Here is a 21,941-nt window from a genome sequence, read left to right on the forward strand (position 1 = left end):
CACGACTGCGCCCGCCGCGGCCCGCAGAATGTTGCAAATTCCTGTACAATCAACGCCCTGCGCCACCGATGCGCCACATTTCCGCCCGGTTCCGGCGCAAGAAGGAAGATGGAACAGTCCGGACCCCGGCGAGTCGGGGCCGGGCCGCGCACCGGATCGGAGACAGGCGATGAAACTGGGCAGTCGGGACGGGAAAGCTCGGGGCGAGAAGGCTCGGGGCGGCGGGATGCTGCGCCGACTGCTTCGCAACGAGGATGGCGCCCTGATCATCCTGTCGCTGCAGATCTTCCTGTTCATGCTGATCACCACCGGGATCGCGATCGATCTGGTCCGGGTCGAGGAACGCCGCACCCTGATCCAGAACACCATCGACCGCGCAGTGCTGGCCGCCGCCTCGCTGAGCCAGAAACGCGATCCGAAACTGGTGGTGAAGGATTATCTGACCAAGGCCGGGCTGGGCTATATTGCCAACGATGCAAGCTTCAACCCGAAGGTCGAAGGCAGCATCGCGCAGGGATGGCGGCGCGTCACCGTCGAGGTCGACGACAAGATGCCGACGATCTTCGGGCCGCTGCTCGGGGTGAACAGCCTTGCCGCCGCCGGCGACACCCAGGCGATGCAGGCGGTCGGCAATGTCGAGATCTCGCTCGTGCTCGACATTTCGGGCTCGATGGACACTGCGGTGCCGGACAATCCCGACTGCACCTACAACTGCGTCAAGTCCAAGACCCGGATCCAGCATCTGCGGGAAGCGGCGAAAACCTTCGTGAACACGGTCTTCGCCTCGGCGAATGGCGGCGTGGCGGCCGGACGCACCAGCATCAGCGTCGTGCCCTATTCGACGAATGTCTATCTGGGTCCGGAAATGCAGGAGGGCTTCCCGCTCTCGAACGATTTCACCATCACGCCCGGCAGCGGCTATGCGATGCCGCAATGCGCCGATTTCGTCGCCAGCGATTACGACACGCTGCAGATCGACGGCAAGACGCCGCTGACCCGGACGATGTACGGCAGCTCCTACAAATACGGTGACACGCTCGGCACGCTCGTGAGCAACAACAACACCGGAAACAACCCGGCCCAGGTCTGGCACAACTGCCTCGACACCGTGCAGAACAGGGTGATCCCGCTGTCCGACGACCCCGCCTTCCTGGCCGCCGACACCACGGGCTTCATCGACAAGCTGACCGTCAGCGGCTCGACCTCGATCGAACTCGGCACGAAATGGGGCCTTGCGCTGCTCGATCCCTCGGCGCGCGACGAGGTGGCCAAGATGTCCTCGGTCAGCAGCAGCTTCCGGGAAACGAAGCCGCGGCCGATCGACTATGACGGCGACACGATGAAGGTTCTGGTGCTGATGACCGACGGCGAGAACCAGTACAACTTCTCGACCCTGCCGGGATTCCGCTCCGGCCCCTCGGGGATCATGTCGACGCTGGGCGTGGACACCCTCGGCAGCTTCGGCCCCTCGGCGACGACGGCAAGCGGGATCTATTATCACGACGCCTCGAAAACCAGCGCGCCCTATTACAAATACGAGACCGGCACCTGGGTCGCCCGCAGCGCGATCACCAAGACCACGCAGGAGCAGCAGGTCCAGACCGCGACCTGCACGCAATACAAGAACTCCTGGGGGCAATGGAAATGGAACAGCTGCTCGGTGGGCACCAGCAACTGCACCCAGATCAGCGCCACCTCGACCCTGCGCACCTACACCTGCAAGAAGACCGTCACGATCGATGTCGTCACCGAAGCGCCGATCTACGACGTCAGCTATGACCATCTCTATCAGGTGAAGAACTGGAACCTGAACACCGTGGCCGGGCTTGTGGGCAAACCCTATGGCCGTAACGCCGGGGCGCAATATGACCTGATGGCGAATTCCGTGCTGGCGCGCGACACCAAGGACGCCAGAACCAAGAAGCTCTGCACGGCGGCGAAGGCCAAGGGCATCTACATCTTCACCATCGCGACCGATGCGCCCTCCGCCGCCAAGACGCTGCTGCAAGACTGCTCCAGCGGGCCCAGCTATTATTACGCGGTTCAGGGCAGCAACCTGTCGACGGCCTTCGCCTCGATCGCCGCCTCGATCTCCTCCTTGCGGCTGACGAACTGAGGCCCGCGATGAAACGGCTGCGCGTCACCTTGCGATCTGTCCCGTGGCTCGGACATCTGCTGCGCTCCGAAGAGGGCGCGGCCTCGATCCCGGCGGTGTTCTGGATGCCGTTCTTCGTGATGATGATGGTGGCCTCGGTCGAGATGTGCATTCTGGGGATCCGGCAAACCCTGCTCGATCGCGGCGTCGATCTGACCACGCGGATCCTGCGGCTGGGCGTGGCCGCGATGCCGAGCCACGACCAGCTCAAGCGCTCGATCTGCGGCAACATCGCCTTCCTGCCCGATTGCATGCAGGATCTGACCGTCGAGGTGTTTCAGGTCGACCGCGCCACCTGGAGCTCGGATCTCAACGGCCGAAGCGTGCTGTGCGCCGATTCGATCACCGAGACCAACAAGCCGGTCATTCAGCCCGGCGTCTCGGGTCAGCTGATGATCCTGCGCGCCTGCCTGCGCGTCTCGCCGATGGAGACGCTCAACCCGCTGTCTCAGGCGCTGACCCATGATATCGGCGGGGATTATGCGCTGATCACCACCACCGCCTTTGTCAACGAACCGCAGTAGGGCCCCGATGACCGCAGTCCGCAGTCCAGAACGACCGGGGGCAGAGCGCGGCGGCGCGGCCTGGCTGATGCGCCGTCTGCGCCGGCTTCTGCGCGACGAACGCGGCTCGATCCCGATCGAGGGGGTGATGGGCGCCTTGCTCATCCTTGGCTGGTATGTCATCGCCTTTCAGTTCTTCGACGCCTTCCGCGCCAAGGCGCAGACCTTGAAGGCCAGCTACACCGTCGCCGACATGATCTCGCGGGAGGAAACACCGATCGGCCCCAGCTATATGGCGGGGGCGAAGCGGATGTTCGATTTCATGCTGAACAGCGATGCCAGCCGCAGCTGGATGCGGGTCTCGATCATCTACTGCCCGAGCGACGGCAAGGCCGATACCACGATCGATTGCGACGGCAGCACCTACAAATTCGCGATCGAGAAATCCTGGGCCACGGGCGCGACCCCGGTGCATACGGCAACCACGATCAATGCCGAGAAAGACCGGATCCCGCTGATGTCCGAGGGGGATTACGCGGTGATTCTGGAAACCTCGCTCAGCTACAACCCGATCTTCGACATCGGCCAGAAGTCCCTGACGCTGGACGGCGGCCAGACCTGGACCAGCCAGGGCCTGTCCGAGCAGCTCCGGTTCTCGAATTTCATCATCACCCGCTCGCGCGGGGTGCGCAACACCTGGAGCGACGCCAGCTGATCCGGGGCCCCGACGCTCAGGCGCCGACCGCCTTGCGCACCATGTCCCAATAGATCGTCTCGATCCCCTCGCGGCTCAGCCGCCCGCCCTCGCGGTACCAGGTATTGACCCCGGTCAGCATCGCGATGATCGCCATCGCCGCCAGTTTCGTGTCGGGCAGGGCAAAGACCCCCTCGGCCTGACCGGCCCGCAAGATCGTCTCCAGCTCGGTCTCATAGGCGCGGCGCAGCGCCTCGATGACGGCGAAATTCCCCTCCGAGAGATTGCGCAATTCCATGTAGCTCAGGAACACCGCCTCGGCCCGGGGCAGGTTGTGGCGGATGTGAAAGCGCACGAAGCTCTCCAGCGCCGCCAGCGCCCCCGGCCCGCGCGGCACCCCGGCCCAGGCGGCCAGAAGCTCGTCCATATGCGTCTTGAGCAGATCGAAAAGCAGCGCCTCCTTGTCGGGGGTGTAAAGATAAAGCGCCCCCGCCTGCACCCCGACCGCCGCCGCGATCTGCCGCATCGAGACCGCGGCAAAGCCGTGCCGGGCGAAAAGGCGGCTCGCCTCGGCGCGGATGCGCGGCCCGGTGATTTCCGAATGAGACCCTGTCTTGCGTGCCATGGTCGCAGGCTATCTGAACGCGCGTTCAATATCAAACCGGCTCTGGCGGCGCGGGGCCGGGCTCCTTATGCTGGCGCGACATCACCCGGAGCCCCCATGCTGCGCCCTGCCCTGATCCTGCCGCTTGCCCTTGCCGCCTGTTCGGCCGCGCCCGGGACGGATTTCCCGAAACTGGTCCCCGCCGAGACGCTTCTGGTCGAGGAACCGCTCTCGCCCTCGCCCGCGCCGGGGCTCGAGGCCCGGGCCGAAGCCCTGCGCGCCCGCGCCGAGGCCCTGCGCGCCGAGACCCCGTGACGCAAGCCGCGCGTTGCTTTGCGCGCCGCGAAAGGCTAACAGGGCGCATCTGATCGCCAACTGCATGAGGTTCCCATGACCGCCGCCGCCGCTCGACCGCTTCGCCTTGGCATCGCGGGGCTTGGCACCGTCGGCATTGGCGTGGTGAAGATCGTGCAGCGTCACGCCGATCTTCTGGCGGCGCGCTCCGGCCGCCCGGTGGAGATCACCGCCGTTTCCGCCCGCGACCGCACGAAGAACCGCGATGCGGATCTGTCGGGCTACGCCTGGGAAACCGACCCGGTGGCGCTGGCCTTGCGCGACGATGTCGATGTGCTGGTCGAGGTGATGGGCGGCCACGAAGGCGCGGCCCGCGACGCGACCGAGGCCGCGCTGAAGGCGGGCAAGGATGTCGTCACCGCGAACAAGGCGCTTTTGGCGCATCACGGTCAGGCTTTGGCCGAACTCGCCGAGGGTCTGGGCCGGGTGATCCGCTATGAGGCCGCCGTCGCGGGCGGCATTCCGGTAATCAAGGCGCTGACCGAGGGGCTGGCGGGCAATCAGATCCGCCGGGTGATGGGGGTGATGAACGGCACCTGCAACTACATCCTGACGCGGATGGAAACCGCGGGCCTGCCCTATGACACGGTGTTCGAGGAAGCCCGGCAGCTGGGCTATCTGGAAGCCGACCCGCAGCTGGATGTGGGCGGCATCGACGCGGGCCACAAGCTCTCGATCCTCGCCGCCATCGCCTTCGGCACGAAAGTCAGCTTTGCCAATGTCGTGCTGGAAGGCATCGGCTGCATCTCGATCGACGACATCCGCCGCGCCGGTGACATGGGCTACAAGATCAAGCTTTTAGGCGTGGCGCAGATGACCGGCCGGGGGCTGGAACAGCGGATGATGCCCTGCCTCGTGCCCGCGGCCTCGCCCTTGGGGCAGTTGCAGGGCGGCACCAACATGGTGGTGATCGAGGGCGACTCGGTCGGCCAGATCGTCTTGCGCGGCGCGGGGGCGGGCGAAGGCCCGACGGCTTCGGCGGTGATGGGCGACGTGCTGGATCTTGCGCGCGGGCTGCGCCTGCCGACCTTCGGGCAACCGGCGGCGAGCCTTGCCGATCCGATCCCGGCCGCGGTTTCGGCCCCCGCCCCCTATTACCTGCGCCTCGAGCTGATGGACAAGCCCGGCGCGCTGGCCAAGGTCGCCGCCGTGCTGGGCGAGGCGGGCGTCTCGATTTCCCGCATGCGCCAATACGGCCACGAGGACACCTCGGCCCCGGTTCTGATCGTGACCCACAAGACCACCCGCGATGCGATCGACCTGGCGATTGCGGCCCTGCCCGCCACCGGCGTCGTGCTGGGCGATCCGGTGGCGCTTCGGATCGAAGAAGTCTGACCGGACCCGCCCCGGTCCGGTGCATCTGCGCACCGGACCGGGCGGGGATCCGCCGCCGCTCTCGACAGATTGAACGCAGTTTCAGATCGTTAGCGCTGTCAGACTTGTCAAGGCGGCGCGTCTCTGGCCTAGCTGTGCCAACCCAAAAGCACAGGACATGCCATGACCACCCCCACCGATTTCAATGATCGCCTGCTGTCGCTCGGCCTTGCGCGCGTGTCGGAAGCCGCCGCCCATGCCTCGGCCCGGCTGATCGGCCACGGCGATGAAAAGGCCGCCGACCAGGCCGCCGTTAACGCGATGCGCGAGCAGCTCAACATCCTCGACATCCGCGGCGTCGTGGTGATCGGCGAGGGCGAGCGCGACGAGGCGCCGATGCTTTACATCGGCGAGGAAGTCGGCACCGGCGAAGGCCCGGCGGTGGATATCGCGCTCGACCCGCTCGAAGGCACGACGCTGACCGCGAAAGACATGCCGAACGCGCTCACCGTGATCGCGATGGCGCCGCGCGGCACGCTTCTGCACGCGCCCGATGTCTACATGGAAAAGCTGGCGATCGGGCCGGGGTTCGAAAAGGACGTGGTCAGCCTCGACATGACGCCGTCCGAGCGCATCCACGCCCTGGCCAAGGCCAAGGGCTGCGCGGCGCATGACATCACCTGCTGCATCCTGGAACGTCCGCGCCACGAAGAGCTGATCGCCGAGGTCCGCGCGACGGGCGCCTCGATCCGGCTGATCACCGATGGCGACGTGGCCGGCATCATCCACTGCGCCGAACCCGACGTGACCGGCATCGACATCTACATGGGCTCGGGCGGCGCGCCGGAAGGCGTTCTGGCGGCCTCGGCGCTCAAATGCATGGGCGGGCAGATGTGGGGCAAGCTCTTGTTCCGCAACGACGACGAACGCGGCCGGGCGAAAAAGGCCGGGATCACCGATCTCGACAAGGTCTATGCCCGCGACGACATGGTCCGCGCCGACGTGATCTTCGCCGCGACCGGCGTGACCAACGGCTCGATCCTGCATGGCGTCAAGCGCAACCCGAAATTCATCGAGACCGAAACGATCCTGATGCGCTCGAAAACCGGCTCGGTGCGCCGGGTGATCTATCGCAACCCGATCCGCTGAGGCGCGGTCACGCGAACGTCACGGGGGGCTGCCGCCCCCCGCACCCCCCGCGCGTATTTTGCCAAGGAAAACCGGATCCGTTTCACCTTGGCCGAAATATCCCGGGGGTGAATTTGCCGTCAGGCAAAGAGGGGGCGGCGCCCCCGTCCGCCCGCCACTGGCGGGCGTTCCCGTTTTTCGCTAGAGCTGCGCCATGAGCAGTTTTCTCGATGTCGATACGTCGCTGACCGGGCGGCGCTGGGTCGGCCCCAGCCTGGAAGCCGACCGACTGGCCGAGGCGATGGCGCAAGCGACCCGTCTGCCCTTGCCGCTTGCCCGGGTTCTGGTCGCCCGCGGCGTGACGCCCGAGGAGGCGGCGGGGTTTCTGGAACCGACCCTGCGCGATCTGCTGCCCGATCCGCAGCGGCTGAAGGACATGGAAAAGGCCGCGGCGCGGTTTTTGCGGGCGGTGAAGCGCCGCGAGAAGATCGCGATCTTCGCCGATTACGACGTTGATGGCGGCGCCTCGGCGGCGCTGCTGATCTGCTGGCTGCGCGCCTTCAACCAGACCGCCACGCTTTATATTCCCGACCGCATCGACGAGGGCTATGGCCCGAACGTCCCCGCGATGCAGGCGCTTGGCCGCGAGCACGGGCTGATCGTCTGCGTCGACTGCGGCACGCTCAGCCATGAGCCCGTCGCCGCCGCCGCGCCGGCCGATGTCGTCATCCTTGACCACCATCTGGGTGGCGAGACCCTGCCCGCCGCGGCCGCCTGCGTGAACCCGAACCGGCAGGACGAGACCGGCGATCTGGGGCATCTTTGTGCCGCCTCGGTGGTGTTCCTGATGCTGGTGGAGGCGAACCGGCAGCTGCGCGCCGAGGGCGTCAAGGGCCCCGATCTGATGGCGATGCTTGATCTGGTGGCGCTGGCGACGGTGGCCGATGTGGCGCCGCTCTTGGGCGTGAACCGGGCGCTGGTGCGGCAGGGCCTCAAGGTCATGGCCCGGCGCGAGCGGCCGGGGCTGGTGGCGCTCTCCGACGTCGCCCGTCTCGACAAGGCGCCCACCGCCTATCATCTGGGCTTTCTTCTGGGGCCGCGGGTCAATGCGGGCGGACGCATCGGCGCCGCCGATCTGGGCGCGCGCCTGCTTGCGACCGACAGCGCCGCCGAGGCGGCCGCGCTGGCCGAGCGGCTCGACCGGCTGAACACCGAACGGCGCGAGATCGAGAATCGCGTCCGCGATGCGGCGCTGGCCCAGGCCGAGGCCCGCGGGCTGGACGGTCCGCTTGTCTGGGCCGCGGGCGCGGGCTGGCATCCGGGCGTCGTCGGCATCGTCGCCGCGCGGCTGAAGGAGGCGACGAACCGCCCCGCCGTGGTGATCGGGCTTGACGGCGGGATCGGCAAGGGCTCGGCGCGCTCGGTCGCGGGCGTCGATCTTGGCGCCGCGGTGCAGCGCGTCGCGGCCGAGGGGCTTTTGATCAAGGGCGGCGGGCACCGCATGGCCGCGGGTCTGACCGTGGCCGAGGCGCAGCTGGAGCCCGCGATGGCGCGGCTTGCCGAACTGCTCGCCCGGCAGGGCGCGGGCACGGGCGGCCCGGCCGATCTGCGGCTGGACGGTCTGTTGATGCCCGGCGCCGCGACGCCCGCGCTGATCGAGGATCTTGACCGCGCCGGTCCCTATGGTCAGGCGGCGCCCTCGCCGCGCTTCGCCTTTGCCTCGGTGGCGATCCTGAACGCCCGGCGGATCGGCGAAAGCCACCTGCGGCTCAGCTTCGGCGACGGGCTGGGGGCGAAGCTCGACGCCATCGCCTTTGGCGCCTTCGACGGCCCGCTTGGCCCGGCGCTCTCGGCCGGAGGGGCGGGCCGGTTTCATCTGGCGGGCAAGCTCGAACTGGACAGCTGGGGCGGCCGGTCCAAGGTGCAACTGCGCCTTGACGATGCAGCGCGGGCCTGACCCTGCTGCTTCAACCCCCTGTTTTCCTGTTCTTTTTGACGTTTTTTCGAGGAGGACGAAGAAAGTTTGGAAAAACTGCAAAATCCCTCTTGCGAGTCACCGGCGCCTGGCCTAAACACCGCTCACGCCGCGCAGCACAGCTGACAAAGCGAAAAGGTGGTCCGTTCGTCTATCGGTTAGGACACCAGGTTTTCAACCTGGGAAGAGGGGTTCGACTCCCCTACGGACTGCCAAATCTGCCCCCAAACATGACCGTGATGACTTGCTTCCCCGAAGCAAGGTCAGCCGTCTGCGTCCGGATTTCGACGATCTCGGACCCGGCCGCGAAGCAAGCGTATCGGCGGCGCAAAACGCCCCCATCCGACCCGGCGACAGGATGCCTCCTGCCCTGACCCCGATCGCCGCAGCGATGGGCGCAAAAGATGTATCTTGACTATTTTTATCGCCCCGCATATCCGACAAAATAAATAAGGATATGAGAGACCATGCTTGCCCCGCTTCTGATCATGTTGCGCGAAGGGCTCGAAGCTGCCCTTGTCGTCGTCATCATCGCCGCCTATTTGCGCCGCACCGGGCGGAGCGCCTGGATCGGGGCGATCTGGGTCGGCGTGCTCTTTGCCATCGCCCTGTCGCTTTTCGTCGGCGCGGCGCTGCAATTCCTGCAGGCAGGCTTCCCGCAAAAGACGCAAGAAGGCTTCGAGGCGGCGGTGGCGCTGATCGCGGTCGCCGTGCTGGTCTGGATGGTGTTCTGGATGCGCGCCGCCGCCCGCTCGATCCGCGCGACGCTCGAAAGCGGCGTCGACGCCGCCTTTGACACGTCCCCCGGTCAGGGCACGGTCTGGGCGCTGATCGCGATGTCCTTCTTTGCCGTCGCCCGCGAGGGCCTCGAGTCGGTCTTTTTCCTGCTGGCGATCTTCCAGCAAAGCCCGGGCCCCGCCGCCCCCCTCTCGGCGCTGGCGGGCATCGCGATCGCGGTGGCGCTCGGCTTCGGGATCTATTCCGGCGGCATGCGGCTGGATCTGCGCCGGTTCTTCCGGCTCTCCGGCCTCTTCATCCTGTTCGTCGCCGCGGGGCTGCTCTCGGGGGCGCTGCGCAGCCTGCACGAGGCCGGGCTCTGGAATGCGCTGCAGACCCCCGCCTGGGATCTGAGCCGGACCCTGCCCAATGCCTCGATCCCGGGCACCGTGCTTTCGGCGCTCTTCGGCTATCACGACAGCCCGACGCTGGGCGAAGTCGGCCTCTGGGCGGCGTTCCTCGCCGTGACCCTGCCGCTGTTCCTGCGCCCCGCGCCCGCTCCTCTTCCGCAAAAGGCCTGATCCGATGACCCCCCCTGTCTCCGCGCCGTCCGGGCGCCTCCTGCCGCTGCTTCTGGGCACCGGCGCCCTGCTTGTTCTTGGCGGCGTCGCGCTGTTCTGGCTCGCCTCGGCGCGGAACCAGCCGCAGACCGCGGGCGCCGTGCCGGTGACCGTCACCGCCACCGCCTGCGAACCGATGGCGATCGAGGTGCCCGCGGGTCCGACCCGCTTCCTGATCCGCAATGCCTCGGACCGGCCGGTGGAATGGGAAATCCTGAATGGCGTCATGGTGGTGGCCGAGCGCGAGAACATCGCCCCCGGCTTTTCCTCGGTGCTGAGCGAACGGCTGAAACCCGGCGTCTATGACATCACCTGCGGGCTGCTGTCGAACCCGCGCGGCAAGCTGACGGTGCTGGCCACCGCCGAAAGCGCCGCGGAAACCGCCGCGCCGCCGCTGCGCGAGCTGATCGGCCCGCTCTCCGAACGCAAGGTGCAGCTGATGAAGGCGGCGGGGAAATTCGCCCGCGCCACGCAGGCTTTGGAACAGGCGATCGCGGCGGGCGATCTGGCGGCGGCGAAGACCGCCTGGATGCGGGCCGCGGCGGACTGGGCCAGCCTGGGAACCGTCGCCCCGCAGGCGGCCGATCTGCAAAACCGCATCGCCCCGCAGGCCGCCTGGCTGGCCGCGCGCGAGGAGGACCCGGCCTTCACCGGCCTGTCCCGGATCGAATACGGGCTTTTCGCCCGTTCCTCGGTTGCGGGCCTTGCCCCGGTGGCCGCGGCGCTGAGCCGGGATGCGACGGAATTTCAAAGCCGCGTCAAGGCCTTCGACGGCACGCCCGCGGGCATCGCCGCCGATGCCGCCCGTTATGCCCGCAGCCTGGCCGATGCGACCGCCGCCGGGACCCTGACGCCCTATGCGGCCGACGACACCGTGCCTTTGGGGGCCGCGCTGGACACGCTCGAGCGCGCCCGCGCCGTGCTCGACCCGCTGCTCGCGGCCGCCGATCCGGCGCAATCGGCCCGGGTCAAGGACCGGCTTGCCGCCGCCCATGCCGCGGCAAGCGCGGTTCCGCAGGATCGCAAGGCCACCGCCGCGGCGCTGACCGCCGCCGCCGAGGCCCTGGCCGGGATCAATCCCACCCTTGGACTGGAGCCCTGAGATGAGCCCTTCTCCCTCTCGCCGTGCCGTTCTGGGCGGGCTTGGCCTCGGCCTTGCCGCCTGCCCGTTCAGCCTCGGTCTGGCCCGGGCCGAGACCGCGCCGCAGGCCCCGGCGCTGACCGCCGCGCCGCAGGCGGGCGCCAGCTCGGCCTCTGACCGCATCGCGCCGCAGGGCCGGTTTCAGGCGGGCATCGTCACGCCCCGACCGGCCTGGGGTCTGGTGGCCGCCTTCGACGTGATCGTCGACACCCCCGCCGATCTGGAACGGCTGTTCCGCCGCCTGACCGACCGCATCGCCTTTCTGACCAGCGGCGGCACGGTGCCCGAGCTGGACCCCGCCCTGCCGCCCGCCGATAGCGGCATCCTTGGCCCGGAGCTGCGCCCCGATGCGCTGACGGTGACACTGGCGCTGGGGGCCTCGCTTTTTGACGCCCATCCCTGGCTTGGCCCGCTGCGTCCGGCGCAGCTGACCCGGATGACCGGCTTTCCGAATGACGCGCTCAACCCCGATCTGTGCCATGGCGACCTTGCGATCCAGATCTGCGCGAACACGCAGGAAACCATCATCCATGCGCTGCGCGATCTGATCAAGAACCTGCCCGACCAGCTGGTGCTGCGCTGGAAACAGGAGGGCAACGTGCCCGTCATTGCGCCGCAAGCCCCGGGCGTGGTGGAAAGTGCGCGCAATTTCCTCGGCTTCCGCGACGGCTCGGCCAATCCCGACAGCGCCGATGCGGCGCTGATGGAGCGCGTCCTTTGGGTGCATGATGCCGCCGAACCGGCCTGGGCGAAAGACGGCAGCTACATGGCGGTGCGGCTGATCCGCAATTTCGTCGAACGCTGGGACCGCACGCCGCTGGCGGAACAGGAACGCATCTTCGGGCGCACCCGGATCACCGGGGCGCCGCTTGACAAGCGCGACGGCACCGAGGCGGACGTGCCCGATTACGCCGCCGATCCCGAGGGCGCCGCCACGCCGCTCGACAGCCATATCCGGCTGGCGAACCCCCGCGACGCGGGCGAGCGGCATCTGATGCTGCGCCGTCCGTTCAACTATTCGAACGGGGTGACGAAATCGGGCCAGCTGGATCAGGGGCTTCTCTTCATCGCCTGGCAGGCCAGCCTGACCGACGGTTTCCTCGCCGCGCAGACCCGGCTGAATGGCGAACCCCTTGAAGAATATATCAAACCCGTGGGCGGAGGCTATTTCTTCGCCCTGCCGGGCTTTGGCCCCGGGCCCGACGATTACCTCGGCCGTCAGCTGATCGACGCCATCGGCCACGCCCCGCAGAAGACCTGAGAAAGGACGAACCCGATGAAGATGCTGTCCCTTGCCGCCACTTTGGCCGTGCTGGCCACCCCCCTTGCCGCCGCCGATGCGACGCTCGACCTTGTGGCGCCGATTGCCGAATACAAGCTTTACGTGTCGGAAAACACCGAAGCTCTGGTGACCGACACCCAGGCTTTCGTCGCCGCGGTGAAGGCGGGCGAGATCGACAAGGCCAAGGCGCTGTTTGCGCCGACGCGGCTGTCCTATGAAAAGATCGAGCCGGTGGCCGAGCTTTTCGCCGATCTGGACGCGCCGATCGACGCCCGTGCCGATGACTACGAAAAAGCCGAGGCCGATCCGGCCTTTACCGGCTTTCACCGGCTCGAATACGCGCTTTGGGTCGAGGGCAAGACCGATCACGTCACCGCTGTTGCCGACAAGCTCGAGGCCGATGTGACGGAACTGGCCAAGCGCATCGACGGGCTGACCTTCCCGCCCGCGGTGGTGGTGGGCGGCGCCTCGGTGCTGATGGACGAGGTCGCGGCGACGAAGATCTCGGGCGAGGAAGACCGTTATTCCCGCACCGACCTGTGGGATTTTCAGGGCAATTTCGACGGCGCGAAGAAGATCGTCGATCTCTTCGGCCCGATGGTCGAGGACCGCGATTTCGTCGCCTCGGTCGAGGGCAATTTCGCCAAGGTCTACGAAACGCTCGACAAATACCGCGAGGGCGAAGGCTTCGTTAGCTATGAGAAGCTGACCGACGAGGATCGCAAGCGGCTCTCGGCGCTGGTCAACACGCTGGCCGAGGACCTGTCCACCCTGCGCGCCCGGCTCGGCCTGAGCTGAGACCGCCCCGGCAAGGCGCCCCCCGGCCCGGTCCGGGGGGCCTCATTGCGACGCAGGGGAAGGCTGTTCAGGGAATCGGAAACAGATCGGGCTATAACGGGACGAATCGACCGAACCGGGATGCCCGCGATGGCCCAGAGGACAGCACGAAAGGCGGACCGGAAAGGCCCGGCCGCGGGGGCGGTGCCGCTCAAGGCCTGGCTCTGGCGGTCTTATGTCAAGGCCGCGCTGATCCCGCTGCTGCTGATCGAATTCGGCTTCGTCGCGATCTACTGGGCCACAAGCCAGGTGGTCTATGACCGCTCCGCCGCCGCGATCACCCGGATTTCCACCGATTCCGTCCGCGACGCCGCCCTGCGCGAGGCGAATGTCATCGCGCATCGGCTGGACGCGATCACCGCGATGACCCGGATCTATGCCGCGGAAACCGGCCGCGCCCTGCAGACCCCGGCCCTCGTCTCGCAGGCGGAAAAGGACAATCACGCGCTCAGCCCGGACGGCGCCTTTCACAGCCTGCGCGACACCGGCGGCTCGGCCGTCTTCTATTCCGGCATCGTGCCGGTGGGCGAGGCGGAACGGGACAAGGTCTGGCGCACGGTGCGGCTTGATCCGCTGATGCGCTCGATCAAGGCCAGCGACCCCTTGATCGCGCAGCTTTATCTGAACACCCATGACAGCCTGAACCGGATCTATCCGTGGTTCGACGTGCTGAAGATCTATCCGCCGAAGATGGATATCCCGAGCTATAATTTCTATTACGAGGCCGATGCCGCCCATGACCCGGAGCGCGAGCCGGTCTGGACCGACGCCTATGTCGATCCGGCGGGCGGCGGCTGGATGGTCTCCTCGATCGCGCCGGTCTACAGCCCCGCGCGGCTCGAAGGCGTGGTGGGGATCGATGTCACCATCGGCACCATCGTGCAGCGCGTGCTGGACATCCGCATCCCGGGCGACGGCTATGCCGTGCTTGTCGGCCGCGAGGGCACGATTCTGGCCCTGCCGCCAAAGGGTGAGGCCGATCTGGGGCTGAGCGAGCTTCTGGCGCACAGCTACGAGGAGGCGATCCTGAAGGACAGGTTCAAGCCCGCGGAATTCAACATCTTGCAAAAGCCGATGCTGACCGAATTGGCCGGGGCGATGCGCGCCGCCCCCGAGGGCGTGCGGCGCATCGATCTGGGGCGGCCGATGATCGCCTCCTGGGCGCAGGTCGCGGGGCCGGACTGGTCGCTGCTCGTGCTCGCAAGCGAAGACAGCGTGCTGGCCGCCTCCAGCGATCTGCGCAGCCAATTGGCCTTCGTCTCCAAGGGGATGGTCGGCATCCTTCTGGTCTTTTACGCCGGGTTCTTCGCTTTCCTGTGGCGCCGCTCCGCCGCGATGAGCGCCCGGGTGGCCGAGCCGCTGGGCGATCTCGAACGCCGGATGGCGGTGATTTCGGACGGCGGCACCCTGCCCCCCGCCCCACCCTCGGCGATCGAGGAACTGCAGAAGGTGGGCGAGCATCTGGTGCGGATGGGCGACAAGATCGATGCCGCGAATCGGGCCAAGGCGAATTTCCTGTCGGCGATGAGCCACGAGCTGCGCACGCCGCTCAATGCGATCATCGGCTATGCCGATCTGCTCGAAGGCTACGAGGGCGAGCGGCTGGAGGGGGCGCGGCTCGATCAGCTGCGGGCGATCACCGCGGCGGGCTGGGATCTGGTGCGGCTGGTCGATGTGGTGCTGGATCTGAGCCGGATCGAGCGTCAGGATCTGGCGTTGAGCAATGAACCGCTGGCGCTGCGGCCGCTGCTGGAAGAGGCACTGGAAAGCCACCGCACCGAGGCAGAGAAACGGGCGATCACGCTGGATCTGGTCTGGCCCGAGGGCCCGCTGCCGCCGCTGCGGGGCGATGCGAAGATCCTGCGCCGCATCCTCGACGAGCTTTTGTCGAATGCGGTGAAATACAACCTGCCCGGCGGCCGGGTGACGCTGCAGGTCGCCCCCGAGGCGGCGGGCTTCCTGCCGTTGCGGATCATCGACACCGGCGTCGGTATCGGCGCCGAGCATCGCGACAGCGTGTTCAAGGCCTTCCACCGGCTTGGCCATGAAAACAGCACGATCAGCGGCGCTGGCATCGGCCTTGCCATTGCGAAGCGCTTCGCCGAGATCTCGGGCTGCGGCCTTGATTTCGACAGCACGGCGGGCGCGGGCAGCACCTTCACCCTGCGCATCCCGTGCCGCCCGCAGTGACGCACGGCGCGACGTCCCGGAAGACATCGGCAAAAGAAAACCGCAGATCCTGCGCCGATCGTGTCATTCTCTTTTCGGGGAGTGGTACCGCCTCCCCGGCTCGAACGGGGGACCTCTGGATCCACAATCCAGCGCTCTAACCAACTGAGCTAAGGCGGCACTGAGGGGGCATTTAGCGGGCGGCGCGGGGGAATGCAAGGGGGGAAACGCGCTCTTTGCGCGGTGCCGCTTGCTCCGCCGTCGCAGTTTGGCTAGGCACGGGCAAAATGGAGGCTCCGATGGGCATCAACGACGAAAACGACATGGCCGGCGATCTGCAGATCGGCCCCACCGATCAGGGGATGGTGCGAATCTTCGTCTCGGGCGAGGGGTTCGAGCTGCCCTTCGATTTTGACCCCGAAGAGGCCGAGGAAATCGCCCGCGAATTGATCGATGCGGCCGAGATGGCGCGGTCGATCACCGAGGGCGCCGCGAAGGGCGGCAAGCCCCGGGGCAAGCGCTAGGCCTGAAACGCCAGCCCGGAATCCGCCCGCCCCGCCAGCCGCAGCGCGGCAGTGCGGGCGAATCCCTGCAGCACCAGCTTGCGCCGCGGCGCGGCCAGCCTCGTCTCGGGCGCCAGGCGCAGGATCTCGGCACCGAAGCGGTCGGCCAGAATCAGCCCCGTCCCTTCGGGCAGGATCTCGACCGGGAAATCGGTGTCCACCGCCCAGAAAAACCGGTCGGCATAGTCCAGATAGCCCTGCCATTTCCGGTCCGAGGTAAAATCGGCGCGCGAGGACTTGCACTCGACCACCCAGATTTCGCCCTTGCGGCCCAGCGCCATCACGTCTACCCGCAGACCCGGACGGGGCACGACCTCGGGCAGACAGGCGAAGCCGTGATCCATCAGGCAGCGGCACACGCCGCGCGCCAGAAGCTGACCGGGAGAGAGATCGTTTGCCATGCGCAAGCTATGAACGAAGCATGAACACCCGTCGAGAGGGTTGACGCGCCCGTTCCGCGTGGCAAACATGCACCGCAAAACCATCAAAGGTTGCACCATGGAAGACTACCAACGCCGCCTCGCTGCCGCTCGGGCCGAACTCGAAGCGCTCGGATTGCGGGGCTTGCCGCATCCGATCCAGGACCGGGTGATGCGGCTTTTCGGCGGTGAGGCGCGGCCCTGGCCCTATCTGCCGCTCGGCGTGCGGATGAGCGCCTATGCGATCCCCTATGCCTTCATCTGGACCACGGCGAATTTCTTCCTGCGCTGGAAAGACCGGCCGATCGAGCCGGGCGAGGCGGTGGTCTCGACGGTGATGACGGTGGCGCTGTTTTCGATGCTGATGCTCGGCTATGAACTGCGGCGCTGGCAATCGGTGAAGCTGAGCCGCTGGGAAGATCTGTAACCGCCCTTGCCGCGGCGGCGCGGCGCCCCTATCTTGCGACTTGGCGGTTACTGCTCTTCGCGTGAACGGGGCCTTTTTCCAGTGGCCGATAACTATTTCCGAGGGAGCTGGCTCTGCTTTGGCCCTGGCCTCTGTATCTGGCACCCACCTGACTTGTCAGGCTCTCGGGAAATTTCGCCCCAACGGTCGCTGCGGTTTCCGCCACCTCACGACAGCCGGAAACGGAAAACCCCCCGCCTTGCGGCAGGGGGATTTTCGTCTTCCGGAGGTCTTCGCGAAACTGTCGCCAGGGAACCTCAGCGCGGGTTGCGGCCCAGCTGGCGGCGGGCGCGGCTTTCGGCGCGCACGGGCACCGGAATCGCGATCAGCCCGGCCGCCATGTCATCGCGCAGGATCGCATCGCGCTTGCCGCCGCCGGGGGGCAGATCGTCTTCGGCCATGTTCATCACGGCGATGCCGAACTGCACGGCCGAAAACACCACCGTATTGAAGGTGAACAAAAGCGCCACGGCGATGTAGCCGATGTCGGAGCCAAGGATCAGATGCCGCAGATGCGCGACATCGAAGCCCAGAAGCAACGCAACGAACACGGCCGAGAGCCCGGCCCCGATGATGACGTTGCGGATGTAAAGACGAACGAGTTCCGGCATGACGATTCCTCCGTCGTTGGAATCATTCTAGCGCAGTCTGGCGGAATTCAAACCGCAAATTTGCCGTTTTGCCGCAGTTCCGTCACAAAATATTGGTGAAGCGGCGCTTGCGGGCGCCGCGACTCGGTCAGAATGCCTCGGGGCGGACTTCGCGGGCCATGTGATCGAGCACGGCATTGACGAATTTCGTCTCTTTCCCCTCGGGGAAGAAGGCGCGGGCGACCTCGACGAATTCGTTGATCACCACCTTGATCGGCGTCGCCGGATTGACCATTTCGGCCCCCGCAGCGCGGAACAGCGCGCGCAGGACCGGGTCGATGCGCTCGATCGGCCAGGCGGCGACCAGCGCGCGGTCGGTGGTCTGGTCGATCTTCGCCTGCCACATCACCGCATCGTCCAGAAGACGGCGGAACAGGTCGTAATCGCCCTCGGCCAGTTCCTCGCCCTCGTCGTTGACCATGCCGAAGCGGAAGCTTTCGAATTCACGGGCGACGCGATCCACCCCCTGCCCCGCCGCTTCCATCTGGAACAGCGCCTGCACGGCATAAAGCCGGGCGGCCGAGCGCATCCGGCGTTTTTCTTCCGGGCTCGGCTTGCGGGGCGTCTCGGGGGTGGTCTCGGTCATGATATGCGATCCTTCGGTGGCCCGGTCAGACGGTTTCGCCCTTGGGGCGGAAGCCGATTCCCTGCGTCCGGGTGGCCCATTTGCGCGAGAGCGCGATCAGATGCAAGGCCGCAGCCGCCGCCCCGCCGCCCTTGTCCTGATCTTCGGGCTTCGCCCGGGCCTCGGCCTGCGCCCGGTTTTCCACCGTCAGGATGCCATTGCCGATGCAAAGCCCCTGCAGGCCCAGCATCATCAGCCCGCGCGAGCTGTCATTGCAGACCGTGTCGTAATGCGTGGTTTCGCCGCGGATCACGCAGCCCAGCGCCACATAGCCGTCGTAGTCGCCCAGCCGCTCGGCCATGCCGATGGCGGTGGGCACCTCGAGCGCGCCGGGCACTTCGACGATCTCGACCTCGGCGCCCGCCTTGGCCGCCACCGCCCGCGCCCCCGCGATCATCCAATCGGCGATGTCGCGGTAATAGGGCGCGACGACGATCAAAAGCTTCACCGGCTTGTCAAAGACAGGCAGCGGCAGCGTATAGTGGTTTTCGTTCGCCGCCATCTCAATACCCCCGGGTTTCGTCGATCGAAAGCCCATAGCCCTCGATGCCGACGACCTTGGGTTTCGGCGAATTCGTCAGCAGTTTCAGATGGCTGATCCCCAGCGCCAGCAGAATCTGCGCGCCAAGCCCATATTGGCGCAGCGTCTGCGGCGAGGCCTCGCCCGGCATCGGCATCTTGGCCGAGGTTTCGCGCAACAGCACGACGACGCCACGGCCCTCGGCGGCGATCGCCTCCATCGCGCGGCCCAGATCGTTGCTCTTGCCCGGACGCAGCCCCAGCACATCCGACAGCGGATCGAGCGCATGCATCCGCACCAGCACCGGCCCGGGGCCGGAAATGTCGCCCTTGGTCAGCACGATATGCTCGGCGCCTTCGGTCTGGTCGGCAAAGATCCGCATCGACCAGTCGCCGCCGAATTCCGACTGCACGGCGCGTTGCGCGGTTTCGCGCACCAGATGGTCATAGCGGCGGCGATAGGCGATCAGGTCGGAAATCGTGCCGATCTTCAGCCCGTGGCGCTGCGCGAAGGCGATCAGATCGGGCAGACGCGCCATCGTGCCGTCTTCGTTCATCACCTCGCAGATCACGCCCGAGGGGTTCAGCCCGGCCAGACGCGAGATATCGACCGCCGCTTCGGTATGCCCGGCGCGGACCAGCACGCCGCCGTCGCGGGCGCGCAGCGGGAACAGATGCCCCGGCGTCGCGATGTCCTGACGGCCCTTGCTCGGGTCGATCGCCACGGCCACGGTGCGGGCGCGGTCATGCGCCGAAATCCCGGTCGAGATCCCCTCGCGCGCCTCGATCGACACGGTAAAGGCGGTCTCGTGGCGGCTGGAATTGCTCGATGCCATCAAGGGCAGCCCCAGCGCCTCGATCCGCTCGGCGGTCAGCGCGAGGCAAACAAGGCCCCGGCCATGCATCGCCATGAAGTTGATCGCATTCGGCGTCGCCATCTGCGCCGGAATGATCAGATCGCCCTCGTTCTCGCGGTCCTCGTGATCGACCAGAATGAACATCTTGCCGTTGCGGGCATCCTCGATGATCTCCTCGATCGAGGACATCGCATCGCGGTAGCTTTGCTCCACCGGGCCCGGGGTTTCGTGATTGCCAGCTTTGTCCACCGGGTTCGTCATGCCTTCCACTCCGTCAGCCGGGCCACGTAACGGGCCAGCGTGTCTATTTCCAGATTGACCTTGTCGCCCACCCGGGCGGTGCCGAAGGTGGTCACCGCCTTGGTATGGGGAATGATATTGATGCCGAAGGTGCTGCCGTCCACCTCGTTCACCGTCAGTGACGCACCGTCCAGCGCGACCGAGCCCTTGGGCGCGATGTATTTCGCCAAAGCCTCGGGGGCGCGAAAGCTGAAGCGGGTGCTTTCGCCCTCGTCGCGCAGCGCGGTGATTTCCGCCACGCCATCGACATGGCCGGAAACGATATGGCCACCGAGCTCGTCGCCCACCTTCAGCGCGCGTTCGAGGTTGATCCGGCTGCCCACCGTCCAGCCACCCAGATTGGTCTTCGAAACCGTCTCGGCCGAGATCTGCACGTCATACCAGTCGGCGCCGGTCGCAATGACGGTCAGGCAGACCCCCGCATGGGCGATCGAGGCGCCGATCTCGACCGAGCCCATGTCATAGCCGCAACGGATCCGCGCGCGCAGATCGCCGGTGTTTTCAAGGGCGACGATCTCGCCCAGATCGGTGACGATTCCGGTGAACATGGCTTTCCCTACCGTGATTTCTTCCTGCCTAGCTTGCACGGGCCCGGCACGCAAGGCTTGCTCCCGACGCTTGGGTGCACAGCCGCGGCGCGAAAATGCGGCCCGCCGTCGCGGTGCCGCGGTTTTGCCGCCAAAACGCCGGGGCGGCACGCAATTTGTCGTGACACCCTGCAAGCGAGGGGCCAAAAGGAGGCGTTTTCACCGTGAGCCCGATGACCAGCCCTCGCCCCCGCACCTTCCTTCTGCTGCAAGGTCCGCACGGGCCGTTCTTTCGCCAGCTCGGCGCGATGCTGCGCGCCGCCGGAGCCGAGGTCTGGCGGGCAGGCTTCAACCGCGGCGACGAGGCGTTCTGGGCCGATCCGGCCAGCTACATCCGCTTTGACGCCCCCCCGGCCCTCTGGCCCACGCGGATCGAAACGCTGCTGGCGGAAAAATCCGTCACCGATCTGGTGCTTTACGGCGACACGCGGCCGGTGCACGCCCAGGCAATCGCCGCCGCGCGGGCCGCGGGCGTCACCGTGCATGTCTTCGAGGAAGGCTATCTGCGGCCCTATTGGGTCACCTATGAACGCGGCGGCGCCAATGGCCATTCCCGGCTGATGACGCTCTCGGTCGCGCAGATGCGCGCCGCGCTGGCGCAAAGCAAGATCGACTTCCCCGAGGCCCCGCCGCGCTGGGGCGACATGCGTCAGCATGTGTTCTATGGCGCGCTTTATCATTTCCTCGTCATGGTGCAGAACCGGCGCTATCGCAATTTCACCCCGCACCGGGGCGTCCCGGTCTTTGACGAATTCCGGCTTTACCTGCGCCGGTTGCTGCTGATGCCTGTGCAGGCGCTGGAACGGATGCTGGCGACGCGGCGGGTGCGGCGCTCGGGCCATCCGATCCATCTGGTGCTGTTGCAGCTGGAACATGACGCCTCGTTCCGGATGCATTCGCCCTTCGCCAGCCAGACCGAGTTCATCGATCTGGTGATGACCGGTTTCGCCGCGGGGGCGCCCCGGCATCATCACCTCGTCTTCAAGGCGCATCCGCTGGAAGACGGCCGCGCGCCGATCGCGCAGACGATCACCGCCGCCACCGCCCGGCACGGGCTGGCGGGCCGGGTGCATTTCATCCGCGGCGGCAAGCTGGCGGAACTTCTGGCGCAGGCGCGCTCGGCCGTCACGGTGAATTCGACCGCGGCGCAGCAGGTGCTCTGGCGCGGGCTGCCGCTCAAGGCCTTTGGCCGCGCCGTCTTCGACAAGCCGGAATTCGTCTCGACCCAGCCGCTGCCCGACTTCTTTGCCAGCCCGCAAAGACCGGATACGCGGGCCTATCGCGCCTATCGCCACTACCTGCTCGAGACGTCGCAAATTCCGGGCGGCTTCTATTCGGCGCGCGGCCGCCGCATCCTGCTGCGGCAGGTGGTCGACCTGATGCTCTCGCCCGAAGATCCCTATGACGCGCTGAGCGCGGGCAAAGCGGCGCCAAGGCAACAGTTGCGCGTGGTGACGTGATC

Annotated in this window: 22 protein-coding genes, 2 tRNA genes and 1 other RNA gene; 17 read left to right on the forward strand and 8 right to left on the reverse strand. The window is 66.9% G+C overall.

All coding sequences use genetic code 11. The features are described 5' to 3' along the window. The first annotated feature begins 169 nt into the window (after nucleotides 1-169). From LY44_RS01375 to LY44_RS01385, 3 genes are read left to right on the forward strand one after another with little or no spacing between them, the layout of a single operon-like run. On the forward strand, nucleotides 170-2,116 hold the full coding sequence (locus tag LY44_RS01375) for a TadE/TadG family type IV pilus assembly protein (RefSeq protein WP_146707188.1): 1,947 nt from the start codon (nucleotides 170-172) through the stop codon (nucleotides 2,114-2,116). A gap of 8 nt (nucleotides 2,117-2,124) precedes the next feature. Then, nucleotides 2,125-2,679: a TadE/TadG family type IV pilus assembly protein gene (locus tag LY44_RS01380; protein WP_055212222.1), complete on the forward strand. Its 555-nt coding sequence runs from the start codon at nucleotides 2,125-2,127 to the stop codon at nucleotides 2,677-2,679. Between the two features lie 7 nt (nucleotides 2,680-2,686). Continuing rightward, a complete protein-coding gene (locus tag LY44_RS01385) occupies nucleotides 2,687-3,373 on the forward strand; it encodes a TadE/TadG family type IV pilus assembly protein (RefSeq protein WP_055212221.1) in 687 nt (228 codons plus the stop codon). A 16-nt stretch (nucleotides 3,374-3,389) separates the two neighbouring features. Here the strand turns inward: LY44_RS01385 and LY44_RS01390 are convergent, their stop codons facing one another. After that, the gene (locus LY44_RS01390; protein ID WP_055212219.1) at nucleotides 3,390-3,977 is read right to left on the reverse strand and encodes a TetR family transcriptional regulator; all 588 of its coding nucleotides are present in this window, start codon (nucleotides 3,975-3,977) and stop codon (nucleotides 3,390-3,392) included. A gap of 96 nt (nucleotides 3,978-4,073) precedes the next feature. On the opposite strand from LY44_RS01390, the gene LY44_RS01395 reads away from it, so the two are divergent. The 10 genes from LY44_RS01395 (at nucleotide 4,074) to LY44_RS01440 (ending at nucleotide 15,514) form a co-directional block, all read left to right on the forward strand. After that, nucleotides 4,074-4,271 (forward strand): hypothetical protein, encoded by a 198-nt coding sequence (locus LY44_RS01395; RefSeq protein WP_055212217.1) that lies wholly within the window; start codon nucleotides 4,074-4,076, stop codon nucleotides 4,269-4,271. A gap of 75 nt (nucleotides 4,272-4,346) precedes the next feature. Then, nucleotides 4,347-5,645 (forward strand): homoserine dehydrogenase, encoded by a 1,299-nt coding sequence (locus LY44_RS01400; protein WP_055212215.1) that lies wholly within the window; start codon nucleotides 4,347-4,349, stop codon nucleotides 5,643-5,645. Between the two features lie 162 nt (nucleotides 5,646-5,807). Then, nucleotides 5,808-6,773, forward strand: coding sequence for a class II fructose-bisphosphatase (gene glpX / locus LY44_RS01405; RefSeq protein ID WP_055212213.1), 966 nt, complete (start codon nucleotides 5,808-5,810; stop codon nucleotides 6,771-6,773). A gap of 193 nt (nucleotides 6,774-6,966) precedes the next feature. Continuing rightward, a complete protein-coding gene (recJ, locus tag LY44_RS01410; RefSeq protein WP_055212211.1) occupies nucleotides 6,967-8,709 on the forward strand; it encodes a single-stranded-DNA-specific exonuclease RecJ in 1,743 nt (580 codons plus the stop codon). Between the two features lie 158 nt (nucleotides 8,710-8,867). Next, nucleotides 8,868-8,942 (forward strand) — tRNA-Glu (locus LY44_RS01415). 252 nt (nucleotides 8,943-9,194) lie between these two features. After that, nucleotides 9,195-10,025: an iron uptake transporter permease EfeU gene (gene efeU / locus LY44_RS01420; protein ID WP_055212209.1), complete on the forward strand. Its 831-nt coding sequence runs from the start codon at nucleotides 9,195-9,197 to the stop codon at nucleotides 10,023-10,025. A gap of 4 nt (nucleotides 10,026-10,029) precedes the next feature. Beyond that, nucleotides 10,030-11,166: a cupredoxin domain-containing protein gene (locus LY44_RS01425; RefSeq protein WP_055212207.1), complete on the forward strand. Its 1,137-nt coding sequence runs from the start codon at nucleotides 10,030-10,032 to the stop codon at nucleotides 11,164-11,166. A gap of 1 nt (nucleotide 11,167) precedes the next feature. Then, a complete protein-coding gene (efeB, locus tag LY44_RS01430; RefSeq protein WP_055212205.1) occupies nucleotides 11,168-12,466 on the forward strand; it encodes an iron uptake transporter deferrochelatase/peroxidase subunit in 1,299 nt (432 codons plus the stop codon). Between the two features lie 15 nt (nucleotides 12,467-12,481). Then, nucleotides 12,482-13,285, forward strand: coding sequence for an iron uptake system protein EfeO (gene efeO, locus LY44_RS01435; RefSeq protein WP_013068764.1), 804 nt, complete (start codon nucleotides 12,482-12,484; stop codon nucleotides 13,283-13,285). 129 nt (nucleotides 13,286-13,414) lie between these two features. Next, complete coding sequence (locus tag LY44_RS01440) at nucleotides 13,415-15,514, forward strand: sensor histidine kinase (RefSeq protein WP_055212494.1); 2,100 nt, start codon at nucleotides 13,415-13,417, stop codon at nucleotides 15,512-15,514. Between the two features lie 82 nt (nucleotides 15,515-15,596). On the opposite strand, the gene LY44_RS01445 is transcribed toward LY44_RS01440, so the two are convergent. After that, nucleotides 15,597-15,673, reverse strand: a tRNA-His gene (locus tag LY44_RS01445). Between the two features lie 119 nt (nucleotides 15,674-15,792). Between LY44_RS01445 and LY44_RS01450 the strand changes: the two genes are divergently transcribed. Further along, the gene (locus LY44_RS01450; RefSeq protein WP_055212492.1) at nucleotides 15,793-16,017 is read left to right on the forward strand and encodes a DUF6324 family protein; all 225 of its coding nucleotides are present in this window, start codon (nucleotides 15,793-15,795) and stop codon (nucleotides 16,015-16,017) included. Here LY44_RS01450 and LY44_RS01455 read toward each other — a convergent pair. After that, the gene (locus tag LY44_RS01455) at nucleotides 16,014-16,457 is read right to left on the reverse strand and encodes an MmcB family DNA repair protein (RefSeq protein WP_055212203.1); all 444 of its coding nucleotides are present in this window, start codon (nucleotides 16,455-16,457) and stop codon (nucleotides 16,014-16,016) included. The genes LY44_RS01450 and LY44_RS01455 overlap by 4 nt on opposite strands. Before the next feature lie 97 nt (nucleotides 16,458-16,554). Here LY44_RS01455 and LY44_RS01460 point away from each other — a divergent pair, with 97 nt between their 5' ends. Continuing rightward, the gene (locus LY44_RS01460) at nucleotides 16,555-16,902 is read left to right on the forward strand and encodes a DUF6404 family protein (protein WP_013068768.1); all 348 of its coding nucleotides are present in this window, start codon (nucleotides 16,555-16,557) and stop codon (nucleotides 16,900-16,902) included. Nucleotides 16,903-16,946: 44 nt separating this feature from the next. After that, a non-coding RNA gene (gene ssrS / locus LY44_RS18600) (6S RNA) lies at nucleotides 16,947-17,104 on the forward strand. A gap of 94 nt (nucleotides 17,105-17,198) precedes the next feature. On the opposite strand, the gene LY44_RS01465 is transcribed toward ssrS, so the two are convergent. From LY44_RS01465 to LY44_RS01485, 5 genes are all read right to left on the reverse strand, one after another. Continuing rightward, nucleotides 17,199-17,552: a hypothetical protein gene (locus LY44_RS01465; RefSeq protein ID WP_055212201.1), complete on the reverse strand. Its 354-nt coding sequence runs from the start codon at nucleotides 17,550-17,552 to the stop codon at nucleotides 17,199-17,201. A 127-nt stretch (nucleotides 17,553-17,679) separates the two neighbouring features. Continuing rightward, a complete protein-coding gene (gene nusB, locus LY44_RS01470) occupies nucleotides 17,680-18,177 on the reverse strand; it encodes a transcription antitermination factor NusB (protein ID WP_055212199.1) in 498 nt (165 codons plus the stop codon). 25 nt (nucleotides 18,178-18,202) lie between these two features. Next, nucleotides 18,203-18,718, reverse strand: a complete 516-nt coding sequence (locus LY44_RS01475; protein ID WP_055212197.1) for a 6,7-dimethyl-8-ribityllumazine synthase — start codon at nucleotides 18,716-18,718, stop codon at nucleotides 18,203-18,205. 1 nt (nucleotide 18,719) lies between these two features. Continuing rightward, nucleotides 18,720-19,853 (reverse strand): 3,4-dihydroxy-2-butanone-4-phosphate synthase, encoded by a 1,134-nt coding sequence (ribB, locus tag LY44_RS01480; RefSeq protein ID WP_055212195.1) that lies wholly within the window; start codon nucleotides 19,851-19,853, stop codon nucleotides 18,720-18,722. Beyond that, nucleotides 19,850-20,440, reverse strand: a complete 591-nt coding sequence (locus LY44_RS01485; protein WP_055212193.1) for a riboflavin synthase — start codon at nucleotides 20,438-20,440, stop codon at nucleotides 19,850-19,852. The genes ribB and LY44_RS01485 overlap by 4 nt, the downstream gene beginning before the upstream one ends. A gap of 212 nt (nucleotides 20,441-20,652) precedes the next feature. Here LY44_RS01485 and LY44_RS01490 point away from each other — a divergent pair, with 212 nt between their 5' ends. Further along, entirely contained in the window at nucleotides 20,653-21,939 is a 1,287-nt protein-coding gene (locus LY44_RS01490; protein WP_055212191.1) for a capsule biosynthesis protein, read from the forward strand. Nucleotides 21,940-21,941: the final 2 nt, after the last annotated feature.

This window comes from Rhodobacter capsulatus (assembly GCF_003254295.1).
Taxonomy (GTDB): Bacteria; Pseudomonadota; Alphaproteobacteria; order Rhodobacterales; family Rhodobacteraceae; genus Rhodobacter; species Rhodobacter capsulatus.